The 25,538-nt window shown below is 66.9% G+C and carries 22 protein-coding genes; 10 read left to right on the plus strand and 12 right to left on the minus strand.

Going from position 1 to position 25,538, the window contains the following annotated elements:
• Positions 1–61: 61 nt before the first annotated feature.
• The 3 genes from fumC to FQU96_RS31060 are packed head-to-tail and all read left to right on the plus strand — an operon-like array spanning position 62 to position 3,032.
• Positions 62–1,471, plus strand: a complete 1,410-nt coding sequence (fumC, locus tag FQU96_RS31050; protein WP_146545267.1) for a class II fumarate hydratase — start codon at positions 62–64, stop codon at positions 1,469–1,471.
• The gene (locus FQU96_RS31055) at positions 1,468–1,713 is read left to right on the plus strand and encodes a ribbon-helix-helix domain-containing protein (protein WP_146545268.1); all 246 of its coding nucleotides are present in this window, start codon (positions 1,468–1,470) and stop codon (positions 1,711–1,713) included. Before fumC ends, FQU96_RS31055 begins: the two co-directional genes overlap by 4 nt.
• Complete coding sequence (locus FQU96_RS31060) at positions 1,710–3,032, plus strand: WD40 repeat domain-containing protein (protein WP_146545269.1); 1,323 nt, start codon at positions 1,710–1,712, stop codon at positions 3,030–3,032. The genes FQU96_RS31055 and FQU96_RS31060 overlap by 4 nt, the downstream gene beginning before the upstream one ends.
• 1 nt (position 3,033) lies before the next feature.
• On the opposite strand, the gene FQU96_RS31065 is transcribed toward FQU96_RS31060, so the two are convergent.
• Positions 3,034–3,423: a hypothetical protein gene (locus tag FQU96_RS31065; RefSeq protein ID WP_146545270.1), complete on the minus strand. Its 390-nt coding sequence runs from the start codon at positions 3,421–3,423 to the stop codon at positions 3,034–3,036.
• A gap of 2 nt (positions 3,424–3,425) precedes the next feature.
• Positions 3,426–6,761 (minus strand): AsmA family protein, encoded by a 3,336-nt coding sequence (locus FQU96_RS31070; protein WP_146545271.1) that lies wholly within the window; start codon positions 6,759–6,761, stop codon positions 3,426–3,428.
• Positions 6,762–6,861: 100 nt separating this feature from the next.
• Between FQU96_RS31070 and FQU96_RS31075 the strand changes: the two genes are divergently transcribed.
• Complete coding sequence (locus tag FQU96_RS31075; RefSeq protein WP_146545272.1) at positions 6,862–7,050, plus strand: DUF4169 family protein; 189 nt, start codon at positions 6,862–6,864, stop codon at positions 7,048–7,050.
• Here FQU96_RS31075 and FQU96_RS31080 read toward each other — a convergent pair whose 3' ends face one another.
• From FQU96_RS31080 to FQU96_RS31090, 3 genes are all read right to left on the minus strand, one after another.
• Positions 7,051–7,575 (minus strand): helix-turn-helix domain-containing protein, encoded by a 525-nt coding sequence (locus FQU96_RS31080; RefSeq protein WP_146545273.1) that lies wholly within the window; start codon positions 7,573–7,575, stop codon positions 7,051–7,053.
• Positions 7,576–7,670: 95 nt separating this feature from the next.
• On the minus strand, positions 7,671–8,861 hold the full coding sequence (locus FQU96_RS31085) for an adenylate/guanylate cyclase domain-containing protein (protein WP_146545274.1): 1,191 nt from the start codon (positions 8,859–8,861) through the stop codon (positions 7,671–7,673).
• A gap of 105 nt (positions 8,862–8,966) precedes the next feature.
• The gene (locus FQU96_RS31090; protein ID WP_146545275.1) at positions 8,967–9,857 is read right to left on the minus strand and encodes an SDR family oxidoreductase; all 891 of its coding nucleotides are present in this window, start codon (positions 9,855–9,857) and stop codon (positions 8,967–8,969) included.
• A gap of 132 nt (positions 9,858–9,989) precedes the next feature.
• Between FQU96_RS31090 and FQU96_RS31095 the strand changes: the two genes are divergently transcribed.
• Positions 9,990–11,102, plus strand: a complete 1,113-nt coding sequence (locus FQU96_RS31095) for a mandelate racemase/muconate lactonizing enzyme family protein (RefSeq protein ID WP_178130808.1) — start codon at positions 9,990–9,992, stop codon at positions 11,100–11,102.
• On the opposite strand, the gene FQU96_RS31100 is transcribed toward FQU96_RS31095, so the two are convergent.
• On the minus strand, positions 11,092–12,108 hold the full coding sequence (locus tag FQU96_RS31100) for an NAD-dependent epimerase/dehydratase family protein (RefSeq protein WP_146545277.1): 1,017 nt from the start codon (positions 12,106–12,108) through the stop codon (positions 11,092–11,094). The genes FQU96_RS31095 and FQU96_RS31100 overlap by 11 nt on opposite strands.
• A gap of 90 nt (positions 12,109–12,198) precedes the next feature.
• Between FQU96_RS31100 and FQU96_RS31105 the strand changes: the two genes are divergently transcribed.
• From FQU96_RS31105 to FQU96_RS31115, 3 genes are all read left to right on the plus strand, one after another.
• Positions 12,199–13,110 carry a LysR family transcriptional regulator gene (locus FQU96_RS31105; protein ID WP_218574954.1) on the plus strand — a complete coding sequence of 304 codons (912 nt, stop codon included), beginning with the start codon at positions 12,199–12,201 and terminating at the stop codon, positions 13,108–13,110.
• A gap of 151 nt (positions 13,111–13,261) precedes the next feature.
• A complete protein-coding gene (locus tag FQU96_RS31110; protein WP_146545279.1) occupies positions 13,262–14,536 on the plus strand; it encodes an LLM class flavin-dependent oxidoreductase in 1,275 nt (424 codons plus the stop codon).
• A 213-nt stretch (positions 14,537–14,749) separates the two neighbouring features.
• Positions 14,750–15,529, plus strand: a complete 780-nt coding sequence (locus tag FQU96_RS31115) for an alpha/beta fold hydrolase (protein ID WP_178130809.1) — start codon at positions 14,750–14,752, stop codon at positions 15,527–15,529.
• Positions 15,530–15,630: 101 nt separating this feature from the next.
• Here FQU96_RS31115 and FQU96_RS31120 read toward each other — a convergent pair whose 3' ends face one another.
• The 4 genes from FQU96_RS31120 to gltX form a co-directional block, all read right to left on the minus strand.
• Positions 15,631–16,320, minus strand: a complete 690-nt coding sequence (locus tag FQU96_RS31120) for a hypothetical protein (RefSeq protein ID WP_146545281.1) — start codon at positions 16,318–16,320, stop codon at positions 15,631–15,633.
• On the minus strand, positions 16,317–17,279 hold the full coding sequence (locus FQU96_RS31125) for a hypothetical protein (protein ID WP_146545282.1): 963 nt from the start codon (positions 17,277–17,279) through the stop codon (positions 16,317–16,319). Before FQU96_RS31125 ends, FQU96_RS31120 begins: the two co-directional genes overlap by 4 nt.
• Positions 17,280–17,324: 45 nt before the next feature.
• Complete coding sequence (gene cysS, locus FQU96_RS31130; protein WP_146545283.1) at positions 17,325–18,704, minus strand: cysteine--tRNA ligase; 1,380 nt, start codon at positions 18,702–18,704, stop codon at positions 17,325–17,327.
• A gap of 185 nt (positions 18,705–18,889) precedes the next feature.
• A complete protein-coding gene (gene gltX / locus FQU96_RS31135) occupies positions 18,890–20,233 on the minus strand; it encodes a glutamate--tRNA ligase (RefSeq protein ID WP_178130816.1) in 1,344 nt (447 codons plus the stop codon).
• Positions 20,234–20,338: 105 nt separating this feature from the next.
• Here gltX and FQU96_RS31140 point away from each other — a divergent pair, with 105 nt between their 5' ends.
• Both FQU96_RS31140 and FQU96_RS31145 read left to right on the plus strand, forming a co-directional pair.
• Complete coding sequence (locus tag FQU96_RS31140; protein WP_146545285.1) at positions 20,339–21,322, plus strand: tripartite tricarboxylate transporter substrate binding protein; 984 nt, start codon at positions 20,339–20,341, stop codon at positions 21,320–21,322.
• Positions 21,323–21,336: 14 nt separating this feature from the next.
• Positions 21,337–22,440, plus strand: a complete 1,104-nt coding sequence (locus FQU96_RS31145) for a histidinol-phosphate transaminase (protein WP_146545286.1) — start codon at positions 21,337–21,339, stop codon at positions 22,438–22,440.
• Between the two features lie 151 nt (positions 22,441–22,591).
• Here the strand turns inward: FQU96_RS31145 and FQU96_RS31150 are convergent, their stop codons facing one another.
• Both FQU96_RS31150 and FQU96_RS43065 read right to left on the minus strand, forming a co-directional pair.
• A complete protein-coding gene (locus FQU96_RS31150; RefSeq protein ID WP_146545287.1) occupies positions 22,592–24,250 on the minus strand; it encodes an NAD+ synthase in 1,659 nt (552 codons plus the stop codon).
• Between the two features lie 171 nt (positions 24,251–24,421).
• Positions 24,422–25,495, minus strand: a complete 1,074-nt coding sequence (locus FQU96_RS43065) for a ResA-like WAxxUGC motif-containing protein (protein WP_304623182.1) — start codon at positions 25,493–25,495, stop codon at positions 24,422–24,424.
• Positions 25,496–25,538: the final 43 nt, after the last annotated feature.

Below are 25,538 nucleotides of genomic sequence, written 5' to 3' on the forward strand. Positions count from 1 at the left end.
ACGGGTATGCTCATCTTGACCCCCACTCCACCGAACCCGACATGACAGGCCGGAGGTGGTCATGAGCACCGCAGACAGCCGCATCGAAACCGACTCGCTGGGCGAAGTCGCCGTCCCCGCCGCGCGCTACTGGGGCGCCCAGACCCAGCGCAGCCTGCAGAACTTCCGCATCGGCGGCGAGCGCATGCCGGCGGCGCTGGTGACAGCACTCGGCATCCAGAAGAAGGCGTCCGCCCAGGCCAACCGCGAGCTCGGCCTGCTGCCCGCCGATATCGCCGACGCGGTTATCCGCGCTGCCGACGAGGTCATCGACGGCAAGCTGACGGACGAGTTCCCGCTGGTGGTATGGCAGACCGGCTCGGGCACGCAGACCAACATGAACGCCAACGAGGTGATCGCCGGCCGCGCCAACGAGCTGCTGGCCGGCAAGCGCGGCGGCAAGAGCCCCGTGCATCCCAACGACCACGTCAACCGCTGCCAGTCGTCCAACGACTCGTTCCCCACCGCCATGCACATCGCGGCGGCACGCGAGGTGACGCGCCACCTGCAGCCGGCATTGCGCGAGCTGCACGCGGCGCTGGCCGCCAAGGCCACGGCATTCGCGGGCATCGTGAAGATCGGCCGCACGCATCTGCAGGACGCCACGCCGCTCACCCTGGGCCAGGAGTTCGGCGCCTGGGCGCAGCAGGTCAAGAACGGCATCGCGCGGCTGGATGCCGCCCTGCCGCACGTGCTGGAACTGGCGCAAGGCGGCACCGCCGTCGGCACCGGGCTCAACGCCCATCCGCGCTTCGCCGCGCTGTTCGCTCAGAAGGTCGCGGCGCTGACCGGCCTGTCGTTCAAGACCGCGCCCGACACCTTCGAGGCGTTGGGCAGCCACGACGCGCTGGTCGAGCTGTCGGGCGCGCTCAACACCATCGCGGTATCGCTGCACAAGATCGCCAACGACGTGCGCCTGCTGGGCTCGGGCCCGCGCGCCGGGCTGGGCGAGCTGCACCTGCCGGAGAACGAGCCGGGCTCGTCGATCATGCCGGGCAAGGTGAACCCGACGCAGGCCGAGGCACTGACCATGGTGGCGGCGCGGGTGATCGGCAACAACGTCACCGTCACGTTCGCCGGCGCCAACGGGCATCTGCAGCTCAACGTCTACAAGCCGGTGATCGCCGACGCCGTGCTGCAGTCGATCCGCCTGCTGGCCGACGGCGCCGAGAGCTTTGCGCGCAACTGCGTGGTCGGCATCGAGCCCAACCGCGACCGCATCGCCGAGCAGCTCGAGCGCTCGCTGATGCTGGTGACGGCGCTCAACCCGCACATCGGCTACGACAAGGCCGCCAAGATCGCGCGCAAGGCGCACCTCGAAGGCCTGTCGCTGCGCGAGGCGGCGCTGGCGCTGGGCCACGTGACGGCCGAGCAGTTCGATGCCTGGGTGCGGCCCGAGCACATGACGGCACCCGACGAGAGCACCACGTGAGCGCAGCGGATGCGCGCATCCGCAAGCGCTCGGTGACCATCGGCCGACACCGCACCAGCATCTCGCTGGAGGCGGCGTTCTGGGACGAGCTGCAGGCCATCGCCGAACGCCGCGGCCTGTCGCTCAACGCTCTGGTGGCCGACATCGACCGCGAACGCCTGCAGGGCCGCGACCTGCGCGATGCCACCAACCTTTCGAGCGCGCTGCGCCTGCATGTGCTGGAGGCATTGAAACGGCCATGACGTCTCCCGATCAGCAGCAGTGGCACAAGCAGGTGCTGGCCTATGCGGCGGCGGTCAACGCCTACGTGGCCAACGGTCTCGCCAAAGGCTGGAAGAAGGCCGGCAAGGAACCGGCCGTGCCCGACTACACCGCCCTGCTGCCGCAGGCGCTGGCGGCAGTGCGCGAGGCCAACCGTACCGGCCGCATCGAAGAGATGCGTACGCTGTGGCCGCCGGCGCACGAGGCGCTGGCACCCCTGCTGGAGAAGAACGGCCAGGCCATCAGCGCGCTCGCCATTCTCGCGGATGGTTCCATCCTGGCGCGGATCGGCGCCGCCTATGAGGCCGGCAAGGTCGTGCGCATCATCGGCGATGCGGTCGAAGACGTGCCCGGCGTCACCACCTTCGGCCTCGGTCCCGACCGCCGCAAGATCGCGTGGGCGACGGACGCAGGTGTGCGGGTTACCGATGGCTGGCAGGGGCGCACCCTGAGCGTCTACCCGTGGCCACGCGGCGATGAGGACCTGCCGCCGGCGCCGGCCGCGCTCGAGACCAAGCCGGCGACGAAACCGGAGCACCTCGTGCCGTTCCCCGACAGCGACCGCGTCCTCTTGATCGGCACCGACGGCATCTTCGTGCTGGCGCCAGACGGCGCCCGTCGTCTGCTGCCCACGCACGAGCAGATCACCGACCACTGGAACTGGATCCTCAACGAGCATCCCACCGACCTGCCGCTCAGCGTTGCCGGTCTCGCGATGCCGCACGGCGCGGTATCGCCGGATGGCGCCCTGATCGCCGTCGGCTGCCAGGACAGCCACCATCTCGTCTTCGACCGCGACCTGCAGCGCATCGCCAGTATCGGCCCGCACGGCGAATACCCGCACTACGCCCTCTTCAGTCCCGACGGCCGCACCGTCGCCTTCAACGCCTGCCACTTCTACAACGGCGCCACGATTGCGGTACCGGTCGACCTGCTGCCCGGTCACGACTCGGATTTCTATGCCGAGGTCGAGGGCATCACGGTGATCGAGCCTGGCGCGCGCGTCTATGCCGGTGTCGCCCGCGCAGACGCGTTCATTCTCGGCGACGCCAACGGCTATGTGCGGGCGGTCAGTCGTGCGGGCGACGCGCTCTGGCAACACTTCATCGGCTCGACCATCTCGGCCATGGACCTGAGCCCTGACGGCAAGACCCTGGTGGTCGGCACCTATGCCGGCTTCGTGTCGATCATCGACCTCGACGCCGGCCGCCAGCAGCCCTATCAGATCGGCACCGGCGATCACATGGAGCGGCGGCGCTGGCTGTTCTGGAAGACCGAGGAACGCCCGCTGGCGTGGTAGCTCAGCACTTGCACAGCGACGGATCGCTGACGCGCCAGTTGGCGTAGCCGTAGGCCAGTGCCAGGCACAGCCTGCGTTGCCGGCGCAGGTCTAATATCACCGTCTCCGTGGGCGTGCTGCCAAGAAACACGGCCACCCTCACAGGACGATCGACCGGCACATTGTCGATCCGTACCGCCGGCTGACCCGTCTTGATGCGGGCGACCGGACGACCGTCGATCTTGAACGTGTATTCACTGTTGGGGCCGGGCCGCGGCTGCAACATGGGCTCCGCCAGACTCTGGTCCGCAAACGATGCGATGCAGATCGTCCCCGTCGATACCTGAGCGTCGGCCGTCCCTGCCGCCGCGATGCCGGCGACAGTGGCCGCAACGACGCAGCGCACGCCCATCGTCAGAAGATTTTCTTCAGCTTCTTCAGCGGATCGGTGGGCTTGGGCTGCTGTTGTTGCGGCGGCTGCGGCGCCGCGCCCGGCTGCTGGGCATCGGGTTGCCCCTGCGGGCGCACCGAGGCGGCGGCCGGACCGCGATCGACGGATCGGCTCGGGCTATCGACAGGGCCCTTCTGCTTGACGATCACATAGGGCGCCTGCGGCGACTCCTCGACGAACACGTTGGTGATCGCCACCATGGTCCAGGCCGGCAGGTTGATGTCGGCCTCGGTGATGGCCCAGGCGCGGTTGCCGTCGACCCGCAGGTCCTTGGTGTGCAGATTGCCGTTGCGGATCGCGATCGTGCCCGACACCGGTCCGGTACGGTTGGCGAAGCGCTCGTTGGCCACCTTCAGCGCCGCGCGCAGATCGCCCAGTTCATCACCGGCACCCGTGCCGCCGGTGAGCTTGTCGAGGCGCTTGCCCAGGCCCTTGAGCGCACTGCCGGCCAGCTTGCCGCCAAGCTGCTCCTCGACGCTGGCGTTGAAGCGCACGTTGCCGCTGACTTTGCCGTCGCCGTTGAGGCTGGACATGATGTCGGCGGTGCTGGCGAGGCTGCCGTTGAGCGTCAGGTTCACCGTCACGACGCCGTCGACGCGCTTGGTATCACCCAGCGCGCGGGCGGCCGTGCCGACATTGATGTTGCTGGCGGCCAGCCTCGCATCGAAGCTGTTGTTGACCGCGCTTACCGTGCCGCTGAGATCGATCGTGCCGCCATAGACACCGCCGGCCAGCCGCGTGATGGTGAGCACGCCACCCTTCAGCGACGCCTTGAGCACGGCGTTCTCCAGCCGCCACGGTGCCTTGCTGATCACCGGCGATGCGATGTCGACGTCGGCTTCGATGCCCTTCAGGAAGGCGAGGTTGATCGGCGCCTTGGAGTGCCGCCCGCCGCCGCTGCCACCCTGCGGTCCGCCGGCGGCCGCGGGTTGGCCGCCGCCCTGCCCGGTGAGCTGGTCGATGTTCAGTTCGCTGGTCTTCAGGTTGGCCGTGATGCGCGGCACCTGGCCACCCAGCGCCGCCGTCACCGAGCCGTCGCCACGCACGCCCTTGGCGGTGAAGTTGCCGTTGAACGCGACGGTCTTGGTATCGCCCTTCGCAGCCCCGCTGGCGCTGACCGCGCCCATGCCGTTGCCGGCCTTGTCGTTGCCCAGCGCCGACAGCAGCTTGTCGAGGTCGTTGGTCTGGAAGCTGAAGGCCGAGAGGTCGTAGCGCGGATTGCCGGCGGCCGGCGTCACCTTGCCGGTCATCTTCAGGGTCGCACCCAGCGCATGGATGGTGAAGTCCTTGAACACCAGGTCCGCTGCCGTGCCCCCGACACCGCCTTGCAGCGACACCGTGCCCAGCGGGCCCTTGACCGGCGAGCTGGCGCCGGCAAGCTTCAGCAGCCGGTCGGCATCGCTGGTCTGCACGTTCACCGACAGGTCGAAGCTGGGCGTTGCCGTCAGGTTGGCGACCGAGCCCTTCACCGCCACCGACGCACCGGCGACACTGCCGATCCGGGTGTCGCCGAAGGTCAGGCGGCCATCGCGATAGGTGACATCGGCATCGACTCCCTCGATGCGCTCGCCGTTGTAGACGATGCGCGCGACCTTGGCCTTGATCCGCGCGTCCAGCGCCGGCGGCGCGGATGCAGCACTCGGTGCCGCAGGTTTGCCCGCAGGGGGCCCCGCCGCCGGCTTGTTGCCTGTCCCGGCCGCTGCCTTCTTGGGCAGATAGGCGTCGACATCGATGGTGTCGGCCTGGAAATCGGCGGTGATGCGCATCGGCGCGCCGACTGCCACGGTGGCGCCACCGCGCGCCGTCATGCCGTCGAGCTGCACCGTGGCATCGCTGATCGCCAGCGCATTGCCCTGGGCCGACTGCAGTTTGCCCTTGAACGAGAACGCCGCCAGCTTGTCGGCCGGTACCTGCGCCACATCGACCTTGAGCCAGTTCAGCGTCTCGCGCAATTTGGGGCCGGCCAGGGACACGTCGCCGCTGTAGTATTTGCCATCGGCGCCGGCAGCCATGGTGCCGGCGAGCTGCGCATTGCCCGGCAGCAGCGCCTCGATGCGGCGCACGGCGAGTTGGCCGTTCTCCAGCGCAACATCGGCCAGCAGCTTGCGGATCGCAGCGCCGTTGTAGGTGACCTCGGCCGCGTCGAGAACCAGCTTGACCGAGAGGTTTGCGGGGGTGCCCGGTGCTGTCGGCACGGCCGCCGGACGGCCCGTGCCGGGGGCCGGTCGCGCCGGCGTCTGGGCCGGCTCATCGGCCGGGCGCCACTTGTCGAGGTCGAGCTTGGTGAAGGACAGCTTGCCGTCGATCCGCGTCGCCGGTTTGAGCGCCACGGCAAGCGTCCCGCTGCCCTGGTCGTCGCCCATCGCCAGCCTGAAGTCGCGGGCGCTGAAGGCCTCGGCGGACGCTTCGATCGCACCCTCGAACGAGACCTTGCGCGCCAGTGCCGCCGGCAGGTCGGGCCGCGGCATCACCGCGGCCATCGCCAGGCCACGGATGAAGGCCGCCAGATCCCCCGCGGCCAGCTTGGCCGTCCCGGTGAAGCGCGCCGCCGGGGTCAGCTCCGACACCGTCCCGTTCAACCGCGCCTCGCCATCGGCGGTCTTGATCATCAGGTCGACCGACACGCCGTTCGCGGCCTTGGCACCGACCTTGCCGTCCAAGTTGACCAGCACGCCGTTGACCGTGAGCGAGCCTGCCGCCGCGAACGGTCCCTGCTGCAGGGATGCCGCCGACAGGGTGAGATCCATCCGCTCGAGCCGGTACTCGCGCTTGGCGACGGCATCGCTGTAGGTGAGCGCCCCGCGCTCGATCACCACCCGGCTGATCGCGACGCTGAACTTGCTGCCGTCGCTGGCGGTGGTCGTGTTGCCGGGCGTGCTGACGGCAGGCGGTGGCGGCGCCGTGCCGTCGCCGCGCTTGAAGTCGTAGTTCGCGCGGCCGTCGGGCCCGACCTCGATCACGATCCTGGGCTCGACCAGCCGCAGTTCGCTGATCTCGATGCGGCGCGACAGCAGCGGCAGCACCGCGACACCGGCCCGCACCGACTTGAGCTCGACCATCTGGGGCGTTTTGGCGCCCGGCGTATTGGCGAACCGTACGCCCTCGGCCGAGACCGATGGGAAGGGCAGGATGGAGAGCTTCAAGGGGCCGTCGATCACCAGATCCCGGCCGGTCGCCTCCTTGGCGCTGGCGATGATCTGCGGCTTGAAGATGTTGGGGTCGACCAGGAACGGAACAGCGAGCGCCGCCACCACCAGGAAGGCCACCACACCACCGACACCGATCAGGATCTTTTTCATGGTCGCGCCTCGCCAGGCCGGGCGCGGTTGGCGCCTCGCTTTGATTGTAAGATAAATACCTGTGGAATAGCGGCGACTTTATGGTTCCTGAGAGGCTCCCATGGCCGAGATCGTCAACCTGCGGCAGGCGCGCAAGCGCAAAGCGCGAGCGGAGCGGGAACAGTCGGCCGAGGCCAACCGGCTGAAGTTCGGCCGGCCCAAAGCCGAGAAGGCCCATGACCGGCTGGAGAACGAGCGCGCGACGCGTGTCCACGACAGCCATCGCCGCGAGGATGCCGACGACGACTGATCAGCCGCGCGACACCCGCCGCGTGGTGGCGCGATCGAAAGCGAGGCGCTCGAAGAAACGGCGCGTCTCGGGCGTGGCGCCTTCGCCGGCCACGGCCCGCACGCTGCTGAGATCAAGCCGGCGGCCGCTGGCGATATCGACCAGCGCCGGCTCGACGCGGCTGCCGGTGGCGACGTTCTCGAGTTCCATCGGCCGGCCGTCCTGCGCCGCAGTGCCGAAGCGATCGCCCCACTCCTTCAGGCCGACGATGACCGAGAACAACGCCGCACCCTTGTCGCTCAGCCGATACTCATAGCGCACCGGCCGCTGCTGGTAGGCGATGCGCCGAAACACACCGGCCTCGACCAGCGCCTTGAGACGCGCCGTCAGCACGTTACGCGCGATGCCCAGGTTGGCCTGGAACTCATCGAAGCGGCGCACGCCGTACATCGCGTCGCGCAGGATGAGAAGCGTCCACGGGTCGCCCACCACGTCCAGCGCGGCAGCGATCGAGCAGTTCATGTGAGCGAAAGACGTGCGTCGCATGCGCGCGAGTATACGACAGCACAGCGAGTGCGCAATTCAGCCGGGTGCGGTTGTTTTCACGGACGGCAGCCTGCCACGGCAGTCCGAGAATAATCTCATGTCGTCGTAAACATCTCGACCGGGTCGGGCACGCCGCGCAAGCGATGACGGCCCAGCGACCGCATCGGGCGCGGGCAGACACGATTGAAGTCCGCCGACGCCAGGATCGGCACCTTCAGTACCTTGGTCATCGTCTCCAGGCGCGCGCAGCGATTCACCGCCGGCCCGATGACGGTGAAGTCGAGCCGGTCCTCGGTGCCGACATTGCCGAAGGTTACCAGGCCGACATGCAGGCCCACGCCGAAGCGGATCGCATCGCGGCCAGCTTCGACGCGACCGGCGTTGACCTCTTCGATCGCCGACAGCGCCTCGCGGGCGGCATCGACCGCACCGGATGTCGCATCAGGCAGAAACATCGCATCATCGACCGGGAAGATGGCCATCACGCCATCACCGATGAACTTCAGGATCTCGCCGCCATGCTTCTTCAAGGCCACGCCGATGGCTTCGAAGTACATGTTCAGCATGTCGAGCAGCTCGTTGCCCGGCAGCCGCTCGTTCAGGCCGGTAAAGTCGCGCAGGTCCGAGAACCACAGCACGGCGTTGATGCGATCGCCGTCGCCGCGCTTGACCAGGCCATCGAAAATGCGACGTCCTGTCTCCGGGCCGATATAAGTCTGGATGACGGTGCGCGCGACCAGCCGCGTGATATGCATCTCCACCACGGCACCGATGTGATCGATCAGCCGGCGCAGGTCGGCCAGATCAGTGTCACTGAAACCATCCGGGTAATCGGTGCTGAAGGTGATGATGGGAAACAGCCGCCCGCGACTGGTCGGTATGGCTTGGCCGAAATAGTCGGTACCGCCGTCGGCCTTCACTTCGTGCAGCACCATGTGATGCTGGTCGGTGAGGTTCTGGAGCCGGTAGCGGATGGCGCAGCCGCACTCACGGATCTCCTGAACCGGGCTGCCGATATAGGCGCTGGTGTACTGAATGCCCTGGCGGCGCGGGATCTCCGTCACCTGGATCGCCTGGTCGCGCCGCCAGACCACACCCATGGCCTGCAACTGCGGGTGGAGCAGCTCCATGCCGAGATACAAGCGCCACACCGGGATGCCCGACGCGACGGTGCGCTCCATCAGCCGGCCGACGAATGTCGGCAACTCCGGCTCGAGCCGACCCTCCCGCACGATCCAGTCGATGACCGGATCGATCCGGGTTCCGTGGCTCAGGGCAACGTCCATCACTTTGGTCCTCCACGCACCTCCTAGCACAGGATGGCGGCGCGTTCGAGGAAACCGTTAGCGCAATGACGAAGCCCCTTGGGCCAGAAGGGAAATGGCGATCGACTAGCCGGCCAAGGCGGCCTGCGACTCCTCGCCCGCGGTGCGGTAGGCCGTGTTGGTGGTCAGATCGGCGATCTTGTCGATGTTCTGTGCGACGTCCTCGATCGTCGGCTGGCCGGCAACGCGCACGCCGGGGCCCTCGCGGTACTCGACCCGCGAGAAATAGCCTACGCCGGCAGCCCAGATCTCGCCGGTACGCGTGCACTGCTCGCTGCACAGATAGCCGACCATCGGCGATACCAGCTCCGGCTTCATGCGGGCGACGACCTCCGCCGGCATCAGATCCTCGGTCATGCGCGTGCCTGCAACCGGCGCCAGCGAATTCACCATGATGTTGTACTTCTGTCCTTCCAGGCGCAGCGTGTTCATGAAGCCGACCAGGGCCAGCTTGGCCGCCGAGTAGTTGGTCTGGCCGAAATTGCCGTACAGGCCGGAGTTCGACGAGGTCAGCACGACGCGGCCGTAGGCCTTCTGCCGCAGGATCGGCCACGCCGCGTGCGTGACATAGACCGACCCCATGAGATGCACCTGCAGGACGAACAGGAAATCGTCCATCGACATATTGGGGAATGACTTGTCGCGCAGGATGCCGGCATTGTTGACCACGATGTCCACAGTGCCGAACGCATCGACGGCCGTCTTCACGATGTTGGCGGCGGCTTTCTGCTCGGCGACGCTGTCGTAGTTGGCCACCGCCTGGCCGCCGGCTGCCTTGATCTCGGCCACGACCTTGTCGGCGATCGCATTGTCGCCGCCGCGGCCATCGCGCGCGCCGCCGGGATCGTTGACCACCACCTTGGCACCGCGCGAGGCCAACAGCAGCGCATGCGCACGGCCCAGGCCGTTGCCGGCACCGGTCACGATGGCAACGCGATTGTCGAAGCGGATGGTCATGGCGTTCTCCCGATATGAACGAGGGTTCAGAGCGTCGGTTGTTCCATGACCGGCGCCGCCACTCAAGAGTGGATCACTGGTCAAACCGACAGCGCGCCCCTAGGGTTCGTCGATCCCGGGAGGAAATGCCGCATGACCGACACGACCATCACAGCCTTGCGCACGACCTTGCTCAACGTGCCCTGGGCCGGCGAGCCACCAGCCAACGGCATCATGCCGCCGACGCACCGCGCGCTGCTGGTCCTGGAGATCGAGACCAAGGGCGGCCTGACCGGCCTGGGCTACCTGCAGCCGCTGTCGGGTGGCCTGCACACGATCGATGCCTGCCTCAAGGAGATGGTGGCGCCCAAGATCCTGGGACGCGATGCCACCGAGGTCGAGGGCATCTGGCAGACCCTGTGGCGCAGCACCTACTGGGTCGGCCGCGGCGGCATCGCCACGTTCGCCTTGTCGGCCGTCGACATCGCGCTGTGGGACATTGTCGGCCAGCGCGCCGGTCTGCCGCTGCACCGCCTGTGGGGCACATGCCGCACCGAGGTGGAGGCCTACGGCTCGGGCGTCTGGCGTGGCCTGGGGCGTGACGGCATGATCGAGAAGGCGCGGCACTTCACCGCCATGGGCCTGAAGGCGATCAAGATGCAGGCGGCCCACATCCGACCCTGGCGCGAGGATGTGAGGAACGTCCACGCCATGCGCGAGGCACTGGGCCCCGACATCGAGATCATGGTCGACGTCAACATGGGCTGGACCGCCGACACCGCCATCCAGGCCGGCCACCATTTCGACGAGGCCGACATCTACTGGATGGAAGAGCCGGTGGTATGCGAGGACTTCGCCGGCTACCGCCGCGTGGCACAGGCGTTGAAGACGCGCGTGGTGGGCGGTGAAAGCCATTTCACCCGCTTCGACCTGCGCCCCTTCTTCGAGCACCCCTCAACACCCATCCTGCAACCCGACCCCATGCGCGGCGGTCTCACCGAGTTGCGCAAAATCGCCGCCGTCGCCGACACCTGGGGCATCCAGATCGCGCCCCACCTGTTCCACGAACTGCTGGTGCACCTGCTGTGCTCCATCCCCAACGCCAGCTATCTCGAGTACATGGACTGGAATGATGATCTGTGGACCACGCCGGCCATCCCGGTGAACGGCGTGCTGAAACCGAGCGATCGGCCCGGCCACGGCGTGCGCTTCAAGCCGGAGATCCTGAAGGATCACAAGGTCGGCGGCAGCGAAGTCAAACGCTGACTGCCCGCGCGCTGACGCCATCGCGTGCAGCCGGTGCGCCGCCAAGGCATCCCAGTCCCTCCAAGGTGGCGGCGACCGCCCGATCGAGCGGCGTATGCGGCTCGGCACCGAGGGTGGCAATCAGCTTGCCGTTGTCGAGTGTCACGGGCTCTCGCCACAGGTACCGCATCTCCAGCATCTCGCGAAACGTAGTCACGACCGGGGCGAGGAGCCGGATCGCCAACCACGGCAGCGCGCGGATCGGCAGTTGCGGGTTTCCAACGACGCGGCGGATCGCCTCGGCGATCTCGATCCCGCGCACCAGCGAGTGGCCGCGAAAGTGGAACACTTCGAAGGCCGCCAGTGAGTCTTCACGTTCGACCAGCTGTGCCATGGCCTCGGAAAGATCGGGCAGATAGGCCCACGCGTGCCCGACGTCGGGACGACCGGGATAAGTGACCGAGCGGACCGGCTTGCCGGGCTTCACCAGACCCTGCGCGAACCAACTGTTGCCGGCGCGCGGACCGAAGAAGTCACCGGCGCGCACGATGAGCGTGCGAACGCCGCGTGCCGCAGCCGCTTCCAGCCGCCGCTCCATTTCGACGCGAATCGCGCCTTTGCGCGTGTGCGGGTTCTGCGCCGAGGTCTCGTGCAGGATCGGAAAGGCATCAGGTCCGAAGTTGTAGATGGTGCCCGGAAACAGGATGCGGGCACCGACGGCCTCTGCGGCGGCAATCGTGCTGTCCAGCATGGGCAATGCAAGGCCGCGCCAGTTCCGATAACCCGGCGGATTGGCGGCATGAACGATGAGCTGGGTCCCGGCCGCGGCCGCCGCGACGTCGGCAGGGTTCATGGCATCGCCCTGTATCCAGTCCACCAGGCCAAGCGCCGCGAACCGCCGGGCAGCCGAGCCCGCCGTCCGGTGCAACGCCCGCACATGCCAACCGCGCTTGCCAAGATTCAATGCAAGCTCGGCGCCGATGCCACCGGTGGCGCCGATGATGAGGGCCGTCCGCCTACCGCTCATGGTGTTCTCCTGTCGTGCGTAACGACAGGAAGATGGCCCAGGATCGAATAAAAGGAATTGTATGAAACTGTAGACTAACTAACTATAGAAATTTGTATGGAGCCGAGCTGGGAACACTACCGATCGTTTCTGACGGTCCTGCGCCACGGCAGCCTGTCGGCGGCGGCGCGCACGCTGAAGCTGACGCAGCCCACGATCGGCCGCCACATCGACGAGCTGGAGCAAACCTTGCGCCTGGCGCTGTTCACGCGGTCGCGACAAGGCCTTGCACCGACCGATGCCGCGATCGAGTTGCGGCCACACGCCGAGGTCATGGAAGCAGCAGCCGGTGCGCTGGTCCGCGCGGCCTCCGGTGCAGCCGATCAGGCTCGCGGCGTGGTCCGACTGACCGCGAGCGAGATCATCGGCAGCGAGGTACTGCCGACGATCCTCGCGGCGTTCCGCGAACGCCACCCTGAGATCGTGGTGGAGTTGATGCTGTCCAACCGGACCGAGGATCTGCTCAAGCGTGAGGCCGACATCGCCGTACGCATGGTGCGACCGGTGCAAGCGGCCCTGGTGACTCGCCATCTCGGACACGTGACGCTGGGCCTGCATGCGCATCGCCGGTATCTCGAGTTGCATGGCCGGCCGCAAACCATGGACGAACTTGCCCGGCACGCGCTCATCGGTTTCGATCGCGAGAGTCCGGTTGTGCGCCATCTGCAGGAGCTCGGCTTCACGCTGACGCGCGATCTCTTTGCCCTGCGCACAGACAATGATCTCGCGCAATTGGCGGCCATCCGTGCCGGCTTCGGCATCGGCGTGTGCCAGGTCGGCATCGCGCGTCGCGACGTCGACCTTGTGCATCTGTTACCCGATCAGTTCGCTTTCCCACTCGGCATCTGGATTGCCATGCATGGCAATCTGCGCGCCAGCCGGCGCACGCGGCTGATGTTCGACCATCTCGTCGCCGGCCTCTCCGACTACATCGCCTCCGGCCGACTGCGCCGACGCCGCTAACCGCGCCGATCCCGGACGCCAGCCCGTTGCAGACCCGCCTTGCAGCTTCGGCATTGCCTTTGGGGCGCCGCTGACGCACCCTGCGGCCGCATATGAACGACCATTTACCTCGGGGCGCACGCCGCCGCACGAAGCCGCAGGAGAGCCGGCCATGAAGCTGATGTGGTTCCATCTGATGCCGTATACGGAGCTGCCCGACGACTTCAACCAGAAGCACCCGTCGGTGTGGGTCGACATCCACTCGTCGCTGTTCGATCCCAAGCGCGCGCATCACATGTACAACGACTTCATGGACGAGCTCGAGTTCGCGGCCGAGTGCGGCTTCGACGCGGTGTGCGTCAACGAGCATCACTCCAATGGTTACGGGCTGATGCCCTCGCCCAATCTGATCGCCTCGTCGCTGGCGCGGCGTACTACCGACACGGCGCTGTGCGTCATGGGCAACAGCCTGGCGCTCTACAATCCGCCGACACGGGTCGCCGAAGAGTTCGCGATGATCGACTGCATCTCTGGCGGCCGGCTGATTGCCGGCTTCCCGGTCGGCTCGCCGATGGATACCTGCTTCGCCTACGGCCAGAACCCGAGCCTGCTGCGCGAGCGCTACTACGAAGCCCATGACCTGGTGAAGAAGGCGTGGACCGAGAAGGACACCTTCGCGTTCTCCGGCCGCTTCAACCAGCAGCGCTACGTCAACATCTGGCCGCGGCCGATCCAGAATGATCCGCATCCGCCGATCTGGATTCCCGGCGGCGGCTCGGTCGAGACGTGGCGCTGGTGCGCCGAGATGGACTACGTCTACTGCTACCTGTCGTACTACGGCTACAAGGCCGGCCTCTCCACGATGCAGGGCTTCTGGCGCGAGATGGAGAAGCTGGGCAAGGACCGCAACCCCTACCGCGCCGGCTTCCTGCAATTCGTCGGCGTTGCCGAAAGCCGCGAGCAAGCATTGGAGCTCTACACCGAGCCGGCCGAATATTTCTACGGCCGCTGCCTGCACGTCGATGCGCGCTTCGCGATGCCGCCGGGCTACACCACCGAGGCCACGCAGCGTGCCGGCATCCAGGGCATGGTGGCACAGGCGGCCAACGCCGCCAGTTCCGGTGGCGACAAGAAGAAATACCGCGCCCGCACCATGAAAGAGATCGTCGACGACGGCTACGTGATCATCGGCTCGCCCGACGAAGTGGTCGAGCAGATACGCCACATCGCCACCACGCTCAATGTCGGCCACCTGATGCTGCTGCTGCAGTACGGCAACATGAGCAAGCAGTTGACGCAGTACAACACGCGGCTGTTCGCCGAGAAGGTGATGCCGAAGGTCAACGACCTGTTCTCCGAGTGGGAGGACCGCTGGTGGCCCAAGCCGATGGACCGCAACCAGCGCGCCGCGGTGCCGGCTTTCCAGCCGCGCCTGGCCGCGGAGTGATGACGTTGTCCCCTCTCCGCCCGCGCAGCGGGGGGAGAGGGAGGGGCCCGCGCGCAGCGCGGGAGGGTGAGGTGGGTGGCGCGACTGATCGCGCTCCTTCCATCAAGACCTCCTCCGGCCTAACCACCCACCTCACCCTCCCATCGCTGGCGCGATGGGCCCCTCCCTCTCCCCCCACTGCGTGGGCGGAGAGGGCATTTCTCGGAGCATCTCGTGACTGAACCACAGACGCTGACGGTCGACGTCAACGGCTTTCCCTGCCGCGTGTGGCGCAAAGGCAATGGCCCCAAGCTCGGTTTTCTCGCCGGCTTCGGCGGCCTGCCGCGATGGGTGCCCTTCCTCGACGCACTCGCCCAAAAGCACACCGTGATCGTGCCGTCGCTGCCCGGCTTTCCCGGTGCCACCGGCCACACCGTGCTCGACAATCACCTCGACTGGGTGGTCGCGGTGCACCACCTGCTGCGTCACGCCGACCTCGGCGGTGCCGATCTGATCGGCAGCTCGGTGGGCGGCGCCTTCGCCGCCGACCTGGCCGCGATCTTCCCTGGCCTCGTGAAACGGCTGACGCTGATTGCGCCCTTCGGCCTGTTCGACGAAACCGACCCAGCAACCGATCCGTGGGCTCAGCGCGCCGACAATGTCGCCGGCCTCATGTGCGCCGATCCCGCGAACTGGAAGCAACTGGTGGAGATGCCGGCCGGCGCCAACTCCATCGAGTGGCCGATCGAAATGACGCGCGCCAGCGAAGCCGCTGCCCGCGCGCTGTGGCCACTGGGCAACACGCATCTGGTCAAGCGATTGCCGCTGATCGATGTACCGACATTGATCCTGTGGGGCAGCGAGGATCGGGTCATGCCCCAGAGCTATGCCAAGACGATCGCAGCGAAGATCAAGGGCCCCAGCCGGATCCAGGTGATCGAGAAGGCCGGCCACCTCGCCTATCTCGATCAGCCGCAGGCCGTAGCGAACGCCATTGAGACGTTCGTGGCGTAACCGGGGAGCACGGGCGTCCCGCCGGCATCAAGGCGAAAGCTTTGCTTGCGCCTGTAGAACCAAGACATGAGCGGGCGAGACGCCCGCGCTCCCAGGGTGCCTCAGGGCACGAAGCTCTCACCGGCCTTGGGGAACCGCGTTTCGATCACGTAGTCCATCGCGTCGGGGACCGATCGGTCGACCGTCAACTCGGCCGGTCGATGACTGCGGGGTCGCACGTTCGTGCCCAGGCCCGCCGCCTCATGTTGCCAGCCGGACGCCTGCCATGTGGCATAGGGGACAAACGTCGTCTGTCCGCGGGTCGCGGGCTGACGGCGGGCATTGCCGGTGTTGAAGGCCGACACCGCCGCGCGCTTGCCGTAGCGCGCCAGCAGACGCGCGGCATCGATCACCATGATGACCTGGGGGTGGCGGCGGCACGCGTGCAGGTGACGATTGAGCCGCTCGACATCCGCCCAGAAGAAGACCTTGCCGTTAAGCAAGGCGTACCATTCGTCCGGCGTCATGCCGCGCAAGCAGCGCTGCAACGCCGCCGCCGGCATCGGACTCTGGTCGCGTACCACGGCGCCGTTCGACAACACGGTGCGCGTTGCCCGATGGCGCGCCAGCCGAAGCCGGTCCGCCTCGCCGTTGCCGGCAAGATCGAGCAATGCCGACGCACTCAACAGCCCATGCACCTTGATCGACGGCCAGTTGTCGGCCTCGGCCAGATGGTAGATGCGCTCGATCGCGACACGTGACGGCGAGGGCTGGCTGATGTCCGGCCGATGACGGCCGCCACGGTGTATCAACGGCAGGCACTCCTGATCTCGTGCAGATCGCGCACGATGCCACGGTATCGCACGTCCCAGAAACCATAGGCGGCGACATCGTCGGCGCTATCGCTGCGTTGGAGCATTTGCAGCAACTGCGTCAGGGCATCAACGCTGCCGCGATACGACGCCATCACAAGGAACCGGCGTTCGATATCGCTGTATCGGCGCGCCCGGTCGCCGGTGTTGGCGCTGCGCGCGGCCACGCCGGCAAAGTGGGCACCGAGTTCCGACGCCTTGACACTGCCATGCCGCGCCGCCTTGGCCAGCAGGGCAAGGGCCTTCTCGACATCGTCCGGAGCCGTGCGCGCAGCGAAGATCAGCGTCGCCAACGCCATCGCCGCGGCCGGATCGCCCGCAGCCTCCCGCGCGATGAGTTCAGCCTTGTCGGCGTCCGTCGACTTGTTCCACCGCGACTGGATCTTCACCAGCAACTGCTGCGCGCGAAAGTGCGCCAACGGTGCTGACGATCTCAGGTCCGCTTCCGTCTCGTATGAACCGCTGAGCGATTCAAGCTGAGCGGCTTCGCGCAGGTAATTCACCCGGGGCCCGCTCAGCGGCCGCCCCAGGACCGACGGTGCCGAGGCATACTCCGACAGCGCGCAGCCGAACGCGCCCACCCATTCGAACATGAGGCCGGTCGCCTGCCGTCTGCCTTCTTCAACGGGATCGAACCAGTTGCTGCCGGCCTGACCGATACACAGGCGCAACCGTTCGGACAGTGCGCCGGCAGCATAGGCCAGCACGTCCAGGTGTACCTCTTGACTGGGCGAAACCGTCAGCAGGTCGGATACGCCGGGGCACTGCTTTGCCGAGGGACCCTGCGCCAGGGTCTCGCGTGATCCGCCGGAGGCGATGCTCAGCACGACGGCCACCATCGCAGCCGCTGCTGCCCCGCCGAGGTATCGGCAACCGAGTCGCGAGATGACGTCGCTCATGAGACGCTCTCCGGCTTGTCGGCGCGGAGACAGGGTCGTTTGGCTCTATCCCCGCTTCCAGATCGTTTCCGTGCCCTTATCTTCCAGCAAGATGCCCTGTTCCGCCAGTTCCTTGCGTATCCGATCGGCGGCGGCGAAGTCCTTGGCCTGCCGCGCCGCCCGGCGGGCGGCGATCGCGGCCTCGATCTGGGCCTCGCTCGGACCGCTGTCGGCCGGCGCCCAGCGGAACCATGCTTCCGCGTCGTCCTGCAACAGCCCCAGTGCGGTGCCTGCCGCCAGCAGCGCCGCCCTGCCCGCACTCTTCTCAGCGGCACTACCGGCGCGATTGAGCGCGGTCGCCAGTTCGTGCAGGTGCGACAACGCCAGCGGCGTGTTGAGATCGTCTTCCAGCGCCGCGGCGACGTCGGCCGGCACGTCCGCGGCCGGTGCCGTTGGCGCATCGGCTGTGTTGCGTAGCGCCTGGTAGAGGCGATCGAGCTGGTTCTTCACCGTACGCAGCCCGTCCTTCGTGAAGTCCAGCGGCTGGCGGTAGTGTGCCGTCAACAGCAGCAGCCGGATGGCCTCGCCAGGAAACTCCTCGAGCAGCTCGTTCACGGTGAAGAAGTTGCCCAGCGACTTCGACATCTTTTCGCTTTTGGCGACGATGAACCCGTTGTGCATCCAATAGCGCGCCATGAGCGGCGTGCCGAACGCGCAGCGCGACTGGGCGATCTCGTTTTCGTGATGCGGGAAGATCAGGTCGATGCCGCCGGCGTGGATGTCGAAGGTCTCGCCCAGGAGCTGCCCGCTCATGGCCGAGCACTCGATGTGCCAGCCCGGCCGGCCGCGACCCCACGGGCTCTCCCAACCCGGCTGGTCCGGCGTCGACGGCTTCCACAGCACGAAGTCGGCCGGATCCTTCTTGTAGGGCGCCACGTCGACACGCGCGCCCGCGACCAGCTCGTCGCGGCTGTGGCGCGACAACTGCCCATAGTCGGCCATGCTGGGAACATGAAACAGCACGTTGCCCTCGGCGGCATAGGCATGACCGCGCGCGATCAGACGCTCGATGATGGCGATCATCTGCGCGACATACTGCGTGGCGCGCGGCTCGACATCGGGCGGCAGGGCGCGCAGCCGGGCCATGTCGCGCTGGTAGGCATCGCCTGTGCGCCGGGTCAGCGCATCGATCGACTCGCCCGACTCGCGCGAGCGGACGATGATCCGGTCGTCGATATCGGTGATGTTACGCACGTAGGTGACTCGCGGATAGCGCCGCTTCAGCAGGCGGTAGAGCACGTCGAAGACGACGACGGGCCGCGCGTTGCCGATGTGCACGTTGTCATAGACGGTCGGGCCGCAGACATACATGCGCACATGCGCGGGATCGAGCGGCGCGAAGTCTTCCTTGCGGCGTGTGAGCGTATTGTAAACAACGAGGGACATGGCCCCCTCACTCCCGGAAAAACGATGACGTGCGTGATCGATCGGCCACGGCGGGCCGGCGCTTCACATACATCGCGCACTGGCCGCAAGCCAGCGCCGGGACGGGAAGACCACAGAGATCATAGGGAGGTTTATAGCACCGAAACCGGGACCGCACAGGGGGCTTATTGGCCCCATTGTCCCTCCTAAGCCGCCTCCCCCCGCAGCCGCGCGGCCGCCCGGGAACGACCGATCAGGGGCAGCAGACGGGCCATTTCGGGGCCCTGCTCGCGGGCCGTCAGCGCCAGGCGCAGCGGGTGGAACAAGGCGCGCCCCTTGCGGCCGGACGTCGCTGCCAGCGCCGCGGTCCAGGCTTTCCAGGTCGTCTCGTCCCAGGGTTCTGCCGGCAACGCAGCCAGCGCGTCTGCCAGAAAACCCGGCTCCTCGATGACGGGCTGCAAAGGTCCCTGCACCACCGCACCCCAATCCGCCGCGTCGGCCGCCCGCGCAAGATTGCCACGCACGGCCAGCCAGAACGCCTCCCCCAACTGGGCTGTAGCGGCATCCAATTCAGGACGGACGGTGTCGAACGGCAGACCATGGACGGTGCGCTGGCTCAGCGTACGCAACTCGTCCTCGGCAAATCGCGCCGGCGCACGGCCGACACGCGCGAAGTCAACCGTGTCGATCAGCGGCTGCAACGAACTCATGGGCTCGACCGGATCGGCAGTCCCCAGGCGGGCCAACAGTGACGACACCGCGAGCGGCTCGATGCCCTCCTGTCGCAGGTCGGCCAAGGACAGCGAACCCAGCCGCTTGCTGAGGCTGCGGCCGTCGGCGCCCACCAGCAACGGCAGGTGCGCGAAAGCGGGCGGCTCGGCGCCCAGCGCCTGGAACAGCTGGATCTGCGTGCCGGTGTTGGTGACGTGATCCTCGCCACGGATCACGTGTGTGACCCTGAACTCGATGTCATCCACGACCGACGGCAGCGTATAGAGATAACTGCCGTCGGCACGGATCAGTACCGGGTCGCTCTGGCTGGACTCGTCGATGTGCTGTGGCCCGCGCGCGAGATCATTCCAGCTGACGTCGCCCGGCTCGAGCCGAAAGCGCCAATGCGGCTTGCGGCCTTCCGCCTCCAGCCTGGTGCGATCGGCATCGGACAACCGCAGTGCCGCGCGGTCGTAGATCGGCGGCTTGCCCTGTGCCAGCAGGCGCTTGCGCCGGAACTCCAGTTCCTCCGGCGTCTCATAGCAGGGATACAGGCGACCCGCCGCGATCAGCCGGCCGCGCGCGGCGTCATAGGCATCGAAGCGCGCCGACTGGCGCTCCAGGCGATCCCAGTTCAACCCCAGCCAGTGCAAGTCGTCCTGGATGCCTTGCGCAAAGGCCTCCGTTGACCGCTCGCGATCTGTGTCATCAAGCCGCAGCACGAACGTGCCGCCCCGGCGACGGGCGAACAGCCAGTTGAACAGCGCCGTCCGCACGTTGCCGACATGCAGCCGCCCGGTGGGGCTGGGTGCGAAGCGGACGATGGGCGGTGCGGTCACGGCGATCATGAGCTGCTGCGGACAATCAAGGGCGACTAGATGCCCCTTTCGGTCCGCTCAGGCAAGCTGATAGCCTCCGCAGCCCAAGACAGGGAGGAACAAGAAATGCAGCGGCGACATGTCCTGAACCTGGTGACCGGCATCGTGGCGACAGCGGCGAGCCCGTCCATCGGCCGGGCTCAGGGCAAATATCCCGACAAGCCCGTACGGCTGGTGATCCCGTTTCCGCCGGCGGGGCCGACCGACATCATCGGCCGCATGGTGGCCGAGAAGCTCACCCCTGTTCTGGGCCAGCAGATCGTCGTCGACAACAAGGCGGGTGCCGCCGGTTCGATCGGCAGCGTCGAAGTCGCCCGCGCCAAACCCGACGGCTACACGCTGCTGTTCGCCACGTCCTCGACGCACGCGATGAACCCGACCACGTTCACCAAACCGCCCTACGATGCCGTCAAGGATTTCGCGCCGGTAGCCTTGATCTGCGTCAATCCGCTGGTGCTGGTCACGCATCCGTCGATGCCCGACACCCTGCCCGGCCTGATCGACCTGATGAAGAAGAACCCGGGCAAGTATTCCTACGGTTCGTCTGGTACCGGCGGCATCACCCATTTCGCGGGCGAGATGTTCAAGACCATGGCGGGTGGCCTGCAGGTCGAGCACGTGCCCTATCGCGGCTCCAACCCGGCACTGCAGGACACGCTGGCCGGCAACGTCGCCTGGATGTTCGAGACCGTCAGCACCACCTTGCAGCACCATCGCACCGGCAAGCTGCGCATCCTCGGCTTCGCGCATGCCAAGCGCGCCGCCATCGCACCCGACATTCCCACCATCATCGAGGCGGGCCTGCCGGGGTACGAGGCCTACACGTTCAACATTGTCATGGCGCCGACAGGAACGCCGCAGCCCGTGCTCGACACGCTGCACGCCGCCTACCGCAAGATCATGACGGACGCGGCGCTGATCAAGGGCCTCGACGACATCGCCGCCGTGCCCTACGTCGACTCGACTCCGGCACTGGCCGCGAAGTTCGTCACCGACGAGATCGCGAAGTGGGCGCCGATCATCAAGGCAACCGGCACCAAGATCGAGTGACCCCCGGGACGACGATGGACGCGATACGTCTTGCGGACCTGCCGCTACGCGAGGAACTGCGCGGCAAACAGCCTTACGGAGCGCCACAGATCGAGGTGTTCGCGCGCCTGAACACCAATGAGAATCCGCACCGGCCGTTGCCGGCGCTTCTCGACGACCTGGAGAAGCGGGTTGTCGCCGCTGCCGCGGACATGAACCGGTATCCAGACCGTGACGCGGTGGCGCTGCGGACAGATCTGGCGCGCTATCTGTCGGCTCGCGTCGGCGTTCCGCTTGCCGCCGAAAACATCTGGGCCGCGAATGGTTCCAACGAGATCCTTCAGCAGCTTCTACAGGCGTTCGGCGGACCCGGGCGGTCCGCCCTGGGCTTTACCCCGGCCTACTCGATGCACCCGATCATCGCACAAGGCACCCACACCCGTTGGATCGACTGTCCGCGACGGGCAGATTTCACCTTGGACCTCGATGCCGCCCATCGGGCGCTCGCCGAGCATCGACCTGATGTGGTCTTCCTCGCCAACCCGAACAATCCCACCGGTGGAACGGTATCATTCGACGACGTGCGGAGGTTGGCCCAGGCAGCCCCGGGACTGCTCATCGTGGACGAAGCGTATGGTGAGTTCTCCGCGCAACCCAGCGCCGCGCGGCTGATCGCGGCGTTTCCGACGAAACTGGTCGTGACCCGCACGATGAGCAAGGCCTTCGCGTTCGCCGGAGCGCGGCTCGGATACTTCGCCGCCGACCCTGCCATGGTGCAGGCCATGCTCCTGGTGCGACTGCCCTACCACCTCTCGGTACTCACCCAAGCGGCCGCCCAGGCAGCACTCGCGCACGCCAAGCTGACTCTCGGCACGGTCGCGGCGGTGGTCGCGGAACGCAAACGGGTGGTCTTCCGCCTTGCCCAGTTGGGCTATCGCGTTTTCCCCTCGGACTCGAACTTCCTGCTTTTCGGGCACTTCCCCGATGAGAAGAAAGCCTGGCAGCACTACCTCGATCGCGGCGTGCTGATCCGGGACATGGGACTGCCGGGACTGTTGCGGATGAGCGTGGGACTTCCGGCGGAGGACGACAGGTTCCTGGAGATCAGCGCCGACCTGGAGCATCGGGGAAACGCGTAAGAAATAGCCTCGACGGAATCGGCACTATCAGGGGTGTCATCCCGAGCGCCCCTTTGACAGGCTCAGGAGAGGGCCTTTCGGTTCCGGCGCACCCGTGCGTCACTTGCAGAAGATCCCTCGCTGCGCTCGGGATGACAGCTGAAGCGCTATCTCATCCGCGAAACGCATTGGTGATCGGATAGCGGCGGTCGCGTGAGACGGCACGGCCAGTGATCTTCACGCCCGGCGGGGCCTGTCGCCGCTTGTACTCGGCCATTTCCAGCATGCGCCAGACGCGCTGCACGGTGGCGGGGTCATAGCCTTCCGCTTCCAGTTCCTCGGTGGCGAGGTCGCGCTCGATGAGACCCTCCAGGATCTTGTCGAGCACATCGTACGGCGGCAGCGTGTCCTGGTCCTTCTGATCGGGCTTCAGCTCGGCCGACGGCGGCTTGGTGATGATGCGTTCGGGGATGACGCGGCCGCCGGGACCCATCGCCCCTTCCGGGTGCGCCCCGTTGCGCCAGTGCGAGAGTTCGAAAACGGTCGTCTTGTAGACGTCCTTCAGAGCGTTGTAGCCGCCGCACATGTCGCCATAGAGGGTCGAGTACCCGACCGCCATCTCCGACTTGTTGCCGGTGGTCACCACCATGTGGCCGAACTTGTTGGAGATGGCCATCAGGGTCAGGCCGCGCGCGCGGGCCTGGATGTTTTCTTCCGTCGTGTCGGCGGCACGGTTGCCGAACACCGGCTTCAACATGTCGCCGAAGGCTTTCATCGCCGGCTCGATGGAAACGATGTCGTAGCGAACACCCATCGCCTCGGCACATTGTGCCGCGTCCTCCAGGCTGTCGCGACTGGTATAGGGCGAGGGCATCATCACCGTGCGCACGCGATCGGCGCCCAGCGCGTCGACGGCCACTGCCGCCGTCAGCGCCGAATCGATGCCGCCCGACAGCCCGATGATGACACCGGGAAAACGGTTCTTGTTCACATAGTCCCGCAGGCCCAGCACCATCGCCTGGTAGATCGATTCCAGGCGCGACAGCGGCGGGTGCATGGTACCGGGTGCGCAATCCCACTTGCCGTCGGCACCGCGGCGCCATGTCGTGGTGATCACCGCTTCGCGGAAGCTGGGCAGCGCGGCGCGCAGCGTCCGGTCGGCACCGATCACGAACGAGCCGCCGTCGAAGATCAGCTCGTCCTGGCCGCCGACCTGGTTGACGTAGCAGAACGGCAGGCCGCTCTCGACGACACGCGCCACGCCCAGCTGCACGCGCCGCTCGGTCTTGTCGACCTCATAGGGCGAGCCGTTGGGCACCAGGATCAGTTCACCGCCCGTCTCGGTGATGCACTCGACGACATCGGGCGTCCACACGTCCTCGCAGATCGGCACGCCGATGCGCACGTCGCGAAAGATCAACGGACCCGGCATCGGGCCTGGCGCGAACACGCGCTTCTCGTCGAACACACCGTAGTTCGGCAGATCGACCTTGAAGCGCTTGCCGGCGATCTCACCGCGGTCGAGCAGCAGGACGGCGTTGTGCAGCTTGTCGCCTTCACGCCAGGGTGTGGTGACGAACAGCGCCGGCCCACCGGCGGCGGTGTCGGCACGCAGTTCGTCGATGGCTTCGTGCAGACGCCGCTGGAATGCCGGCTTGAGCACGAGGTCCTCGGGCGGATAGCCCGACAGTACCAATTCGGAGAACACCACGGCGTCGGCGCCCTGCTTGGCGGCCTCGGCCCGCGCGGCCCGTACCTTGGCGACGTTGCCGGCAACGTCGCCAACCGTCGGGTTGAGCTGGGCAATGGCGATGTTCAGCGAGTCCGTCATTCGTCCACTCTATGTCTCAACGCCCCGGTGACAGGGCGCACCGCTATACAATGGCACAGCGCGGCCGGCCATTCGATCGCACATCCTACTTATGCTATATATGAGTATAAGGGTCCAGCGATACAGCGTCCTCCCATGCATGGCTGCCATGGGAGGACGCGGCGACTGCCGTCAGCGGCCGAAGCCCGGCAGATCGGGCGGCGGATAGTAGGGCCGATCGCCCAGAGCCTTCACGCGAGCCCAGAACTCGGGCCCGCCGGCGTTGCCCACCGCCGCCAGGTCAGCGGCTTGGCGCCACATGTTCCAGGAGTCGGGATGCAGCCGGCTGGCCTCGCCAAGATGGCGGACCGCCTCGTCGTCCTTGCCGTGCCGGCGCAGCCAGGTGCCGAGCCGGAAGTGGGCGTGGGCCAGGGCGATGTCCGGCGTGATCCGCGGCTGCTTGTCGCGGGCGGTATCGGCAGCCAGTGCATGCTTGCCGGTCAGCACCCAGTCCCGCACGGCGTCGAGGTAGGTCTTGCGCGCCGCCAGGCGGGCCGCCTGATCCTCCGGCGTCATGGTCCGGGTCGTGAGGTCCATGCGGCGGAAATGGTCGGTGGAGCCCGCGGTCTCGGCCGGGCGTACGATGCGGCCGGCCTCGTCGATCCACACCGCCTGCGGCACGTTCACCATGCCATAGAGGTCGGCGACGCGATGATCGGCATCGATCAGGGACCAATAGGTGGGCTTGGCCTGCTCGATCCATTGCCGGGCTTGCTCGGCACCGCGGCTATCCTCGGCGACGGCCACGACCATGAAATTGCGGTCCTTGAGATCCTCATACAGTAACTGCCACACGGGCAAGTCGAGACGACAGCCTCACCAACTGGCCCATGTCGTGAGGAACACCTTGCGCCCGCGCAGCGCCGAAAGCGTGTGCGGCGCGCCGTCGAGGTCAGGCAAGGTGAAATCCGGTGCCTGCAGGTCTGCCAATGCATCGTTGCGCGCATCGGCGCCGATCCCCAGCATCCAGGTCTGCCTGGTGTCATCGTGCAGCACCGGGTTACCCAGGCGCTGCCAGAACGCGGCGACATCAACCTGACCGTCGCGCGTCATATCCGACGGCAAAGGCACGCAGGCATCGTCGCGACACATGCCTTCCGGCTTCAACGTCCAGCCGGTGACCCGCTCGGCATCGCCCGCCGTCAGCCACAGGCCATCAACGGCCGAAACGGCATGTTCTTCCACCTCACTCAGTATGGTTACCATCGTTTCCTCCCGCGTCCCGTTTCACGACCGAGCAGTATCATGC

The organism is Reyranella sp. CPCC 100927 (assembly GCF_007859315.1).
Lineage (GTDB): Bacteria > Pseudomonadota > Alphaproteobacteria > Reyranellales > Reyranellaceae > Vineibacter.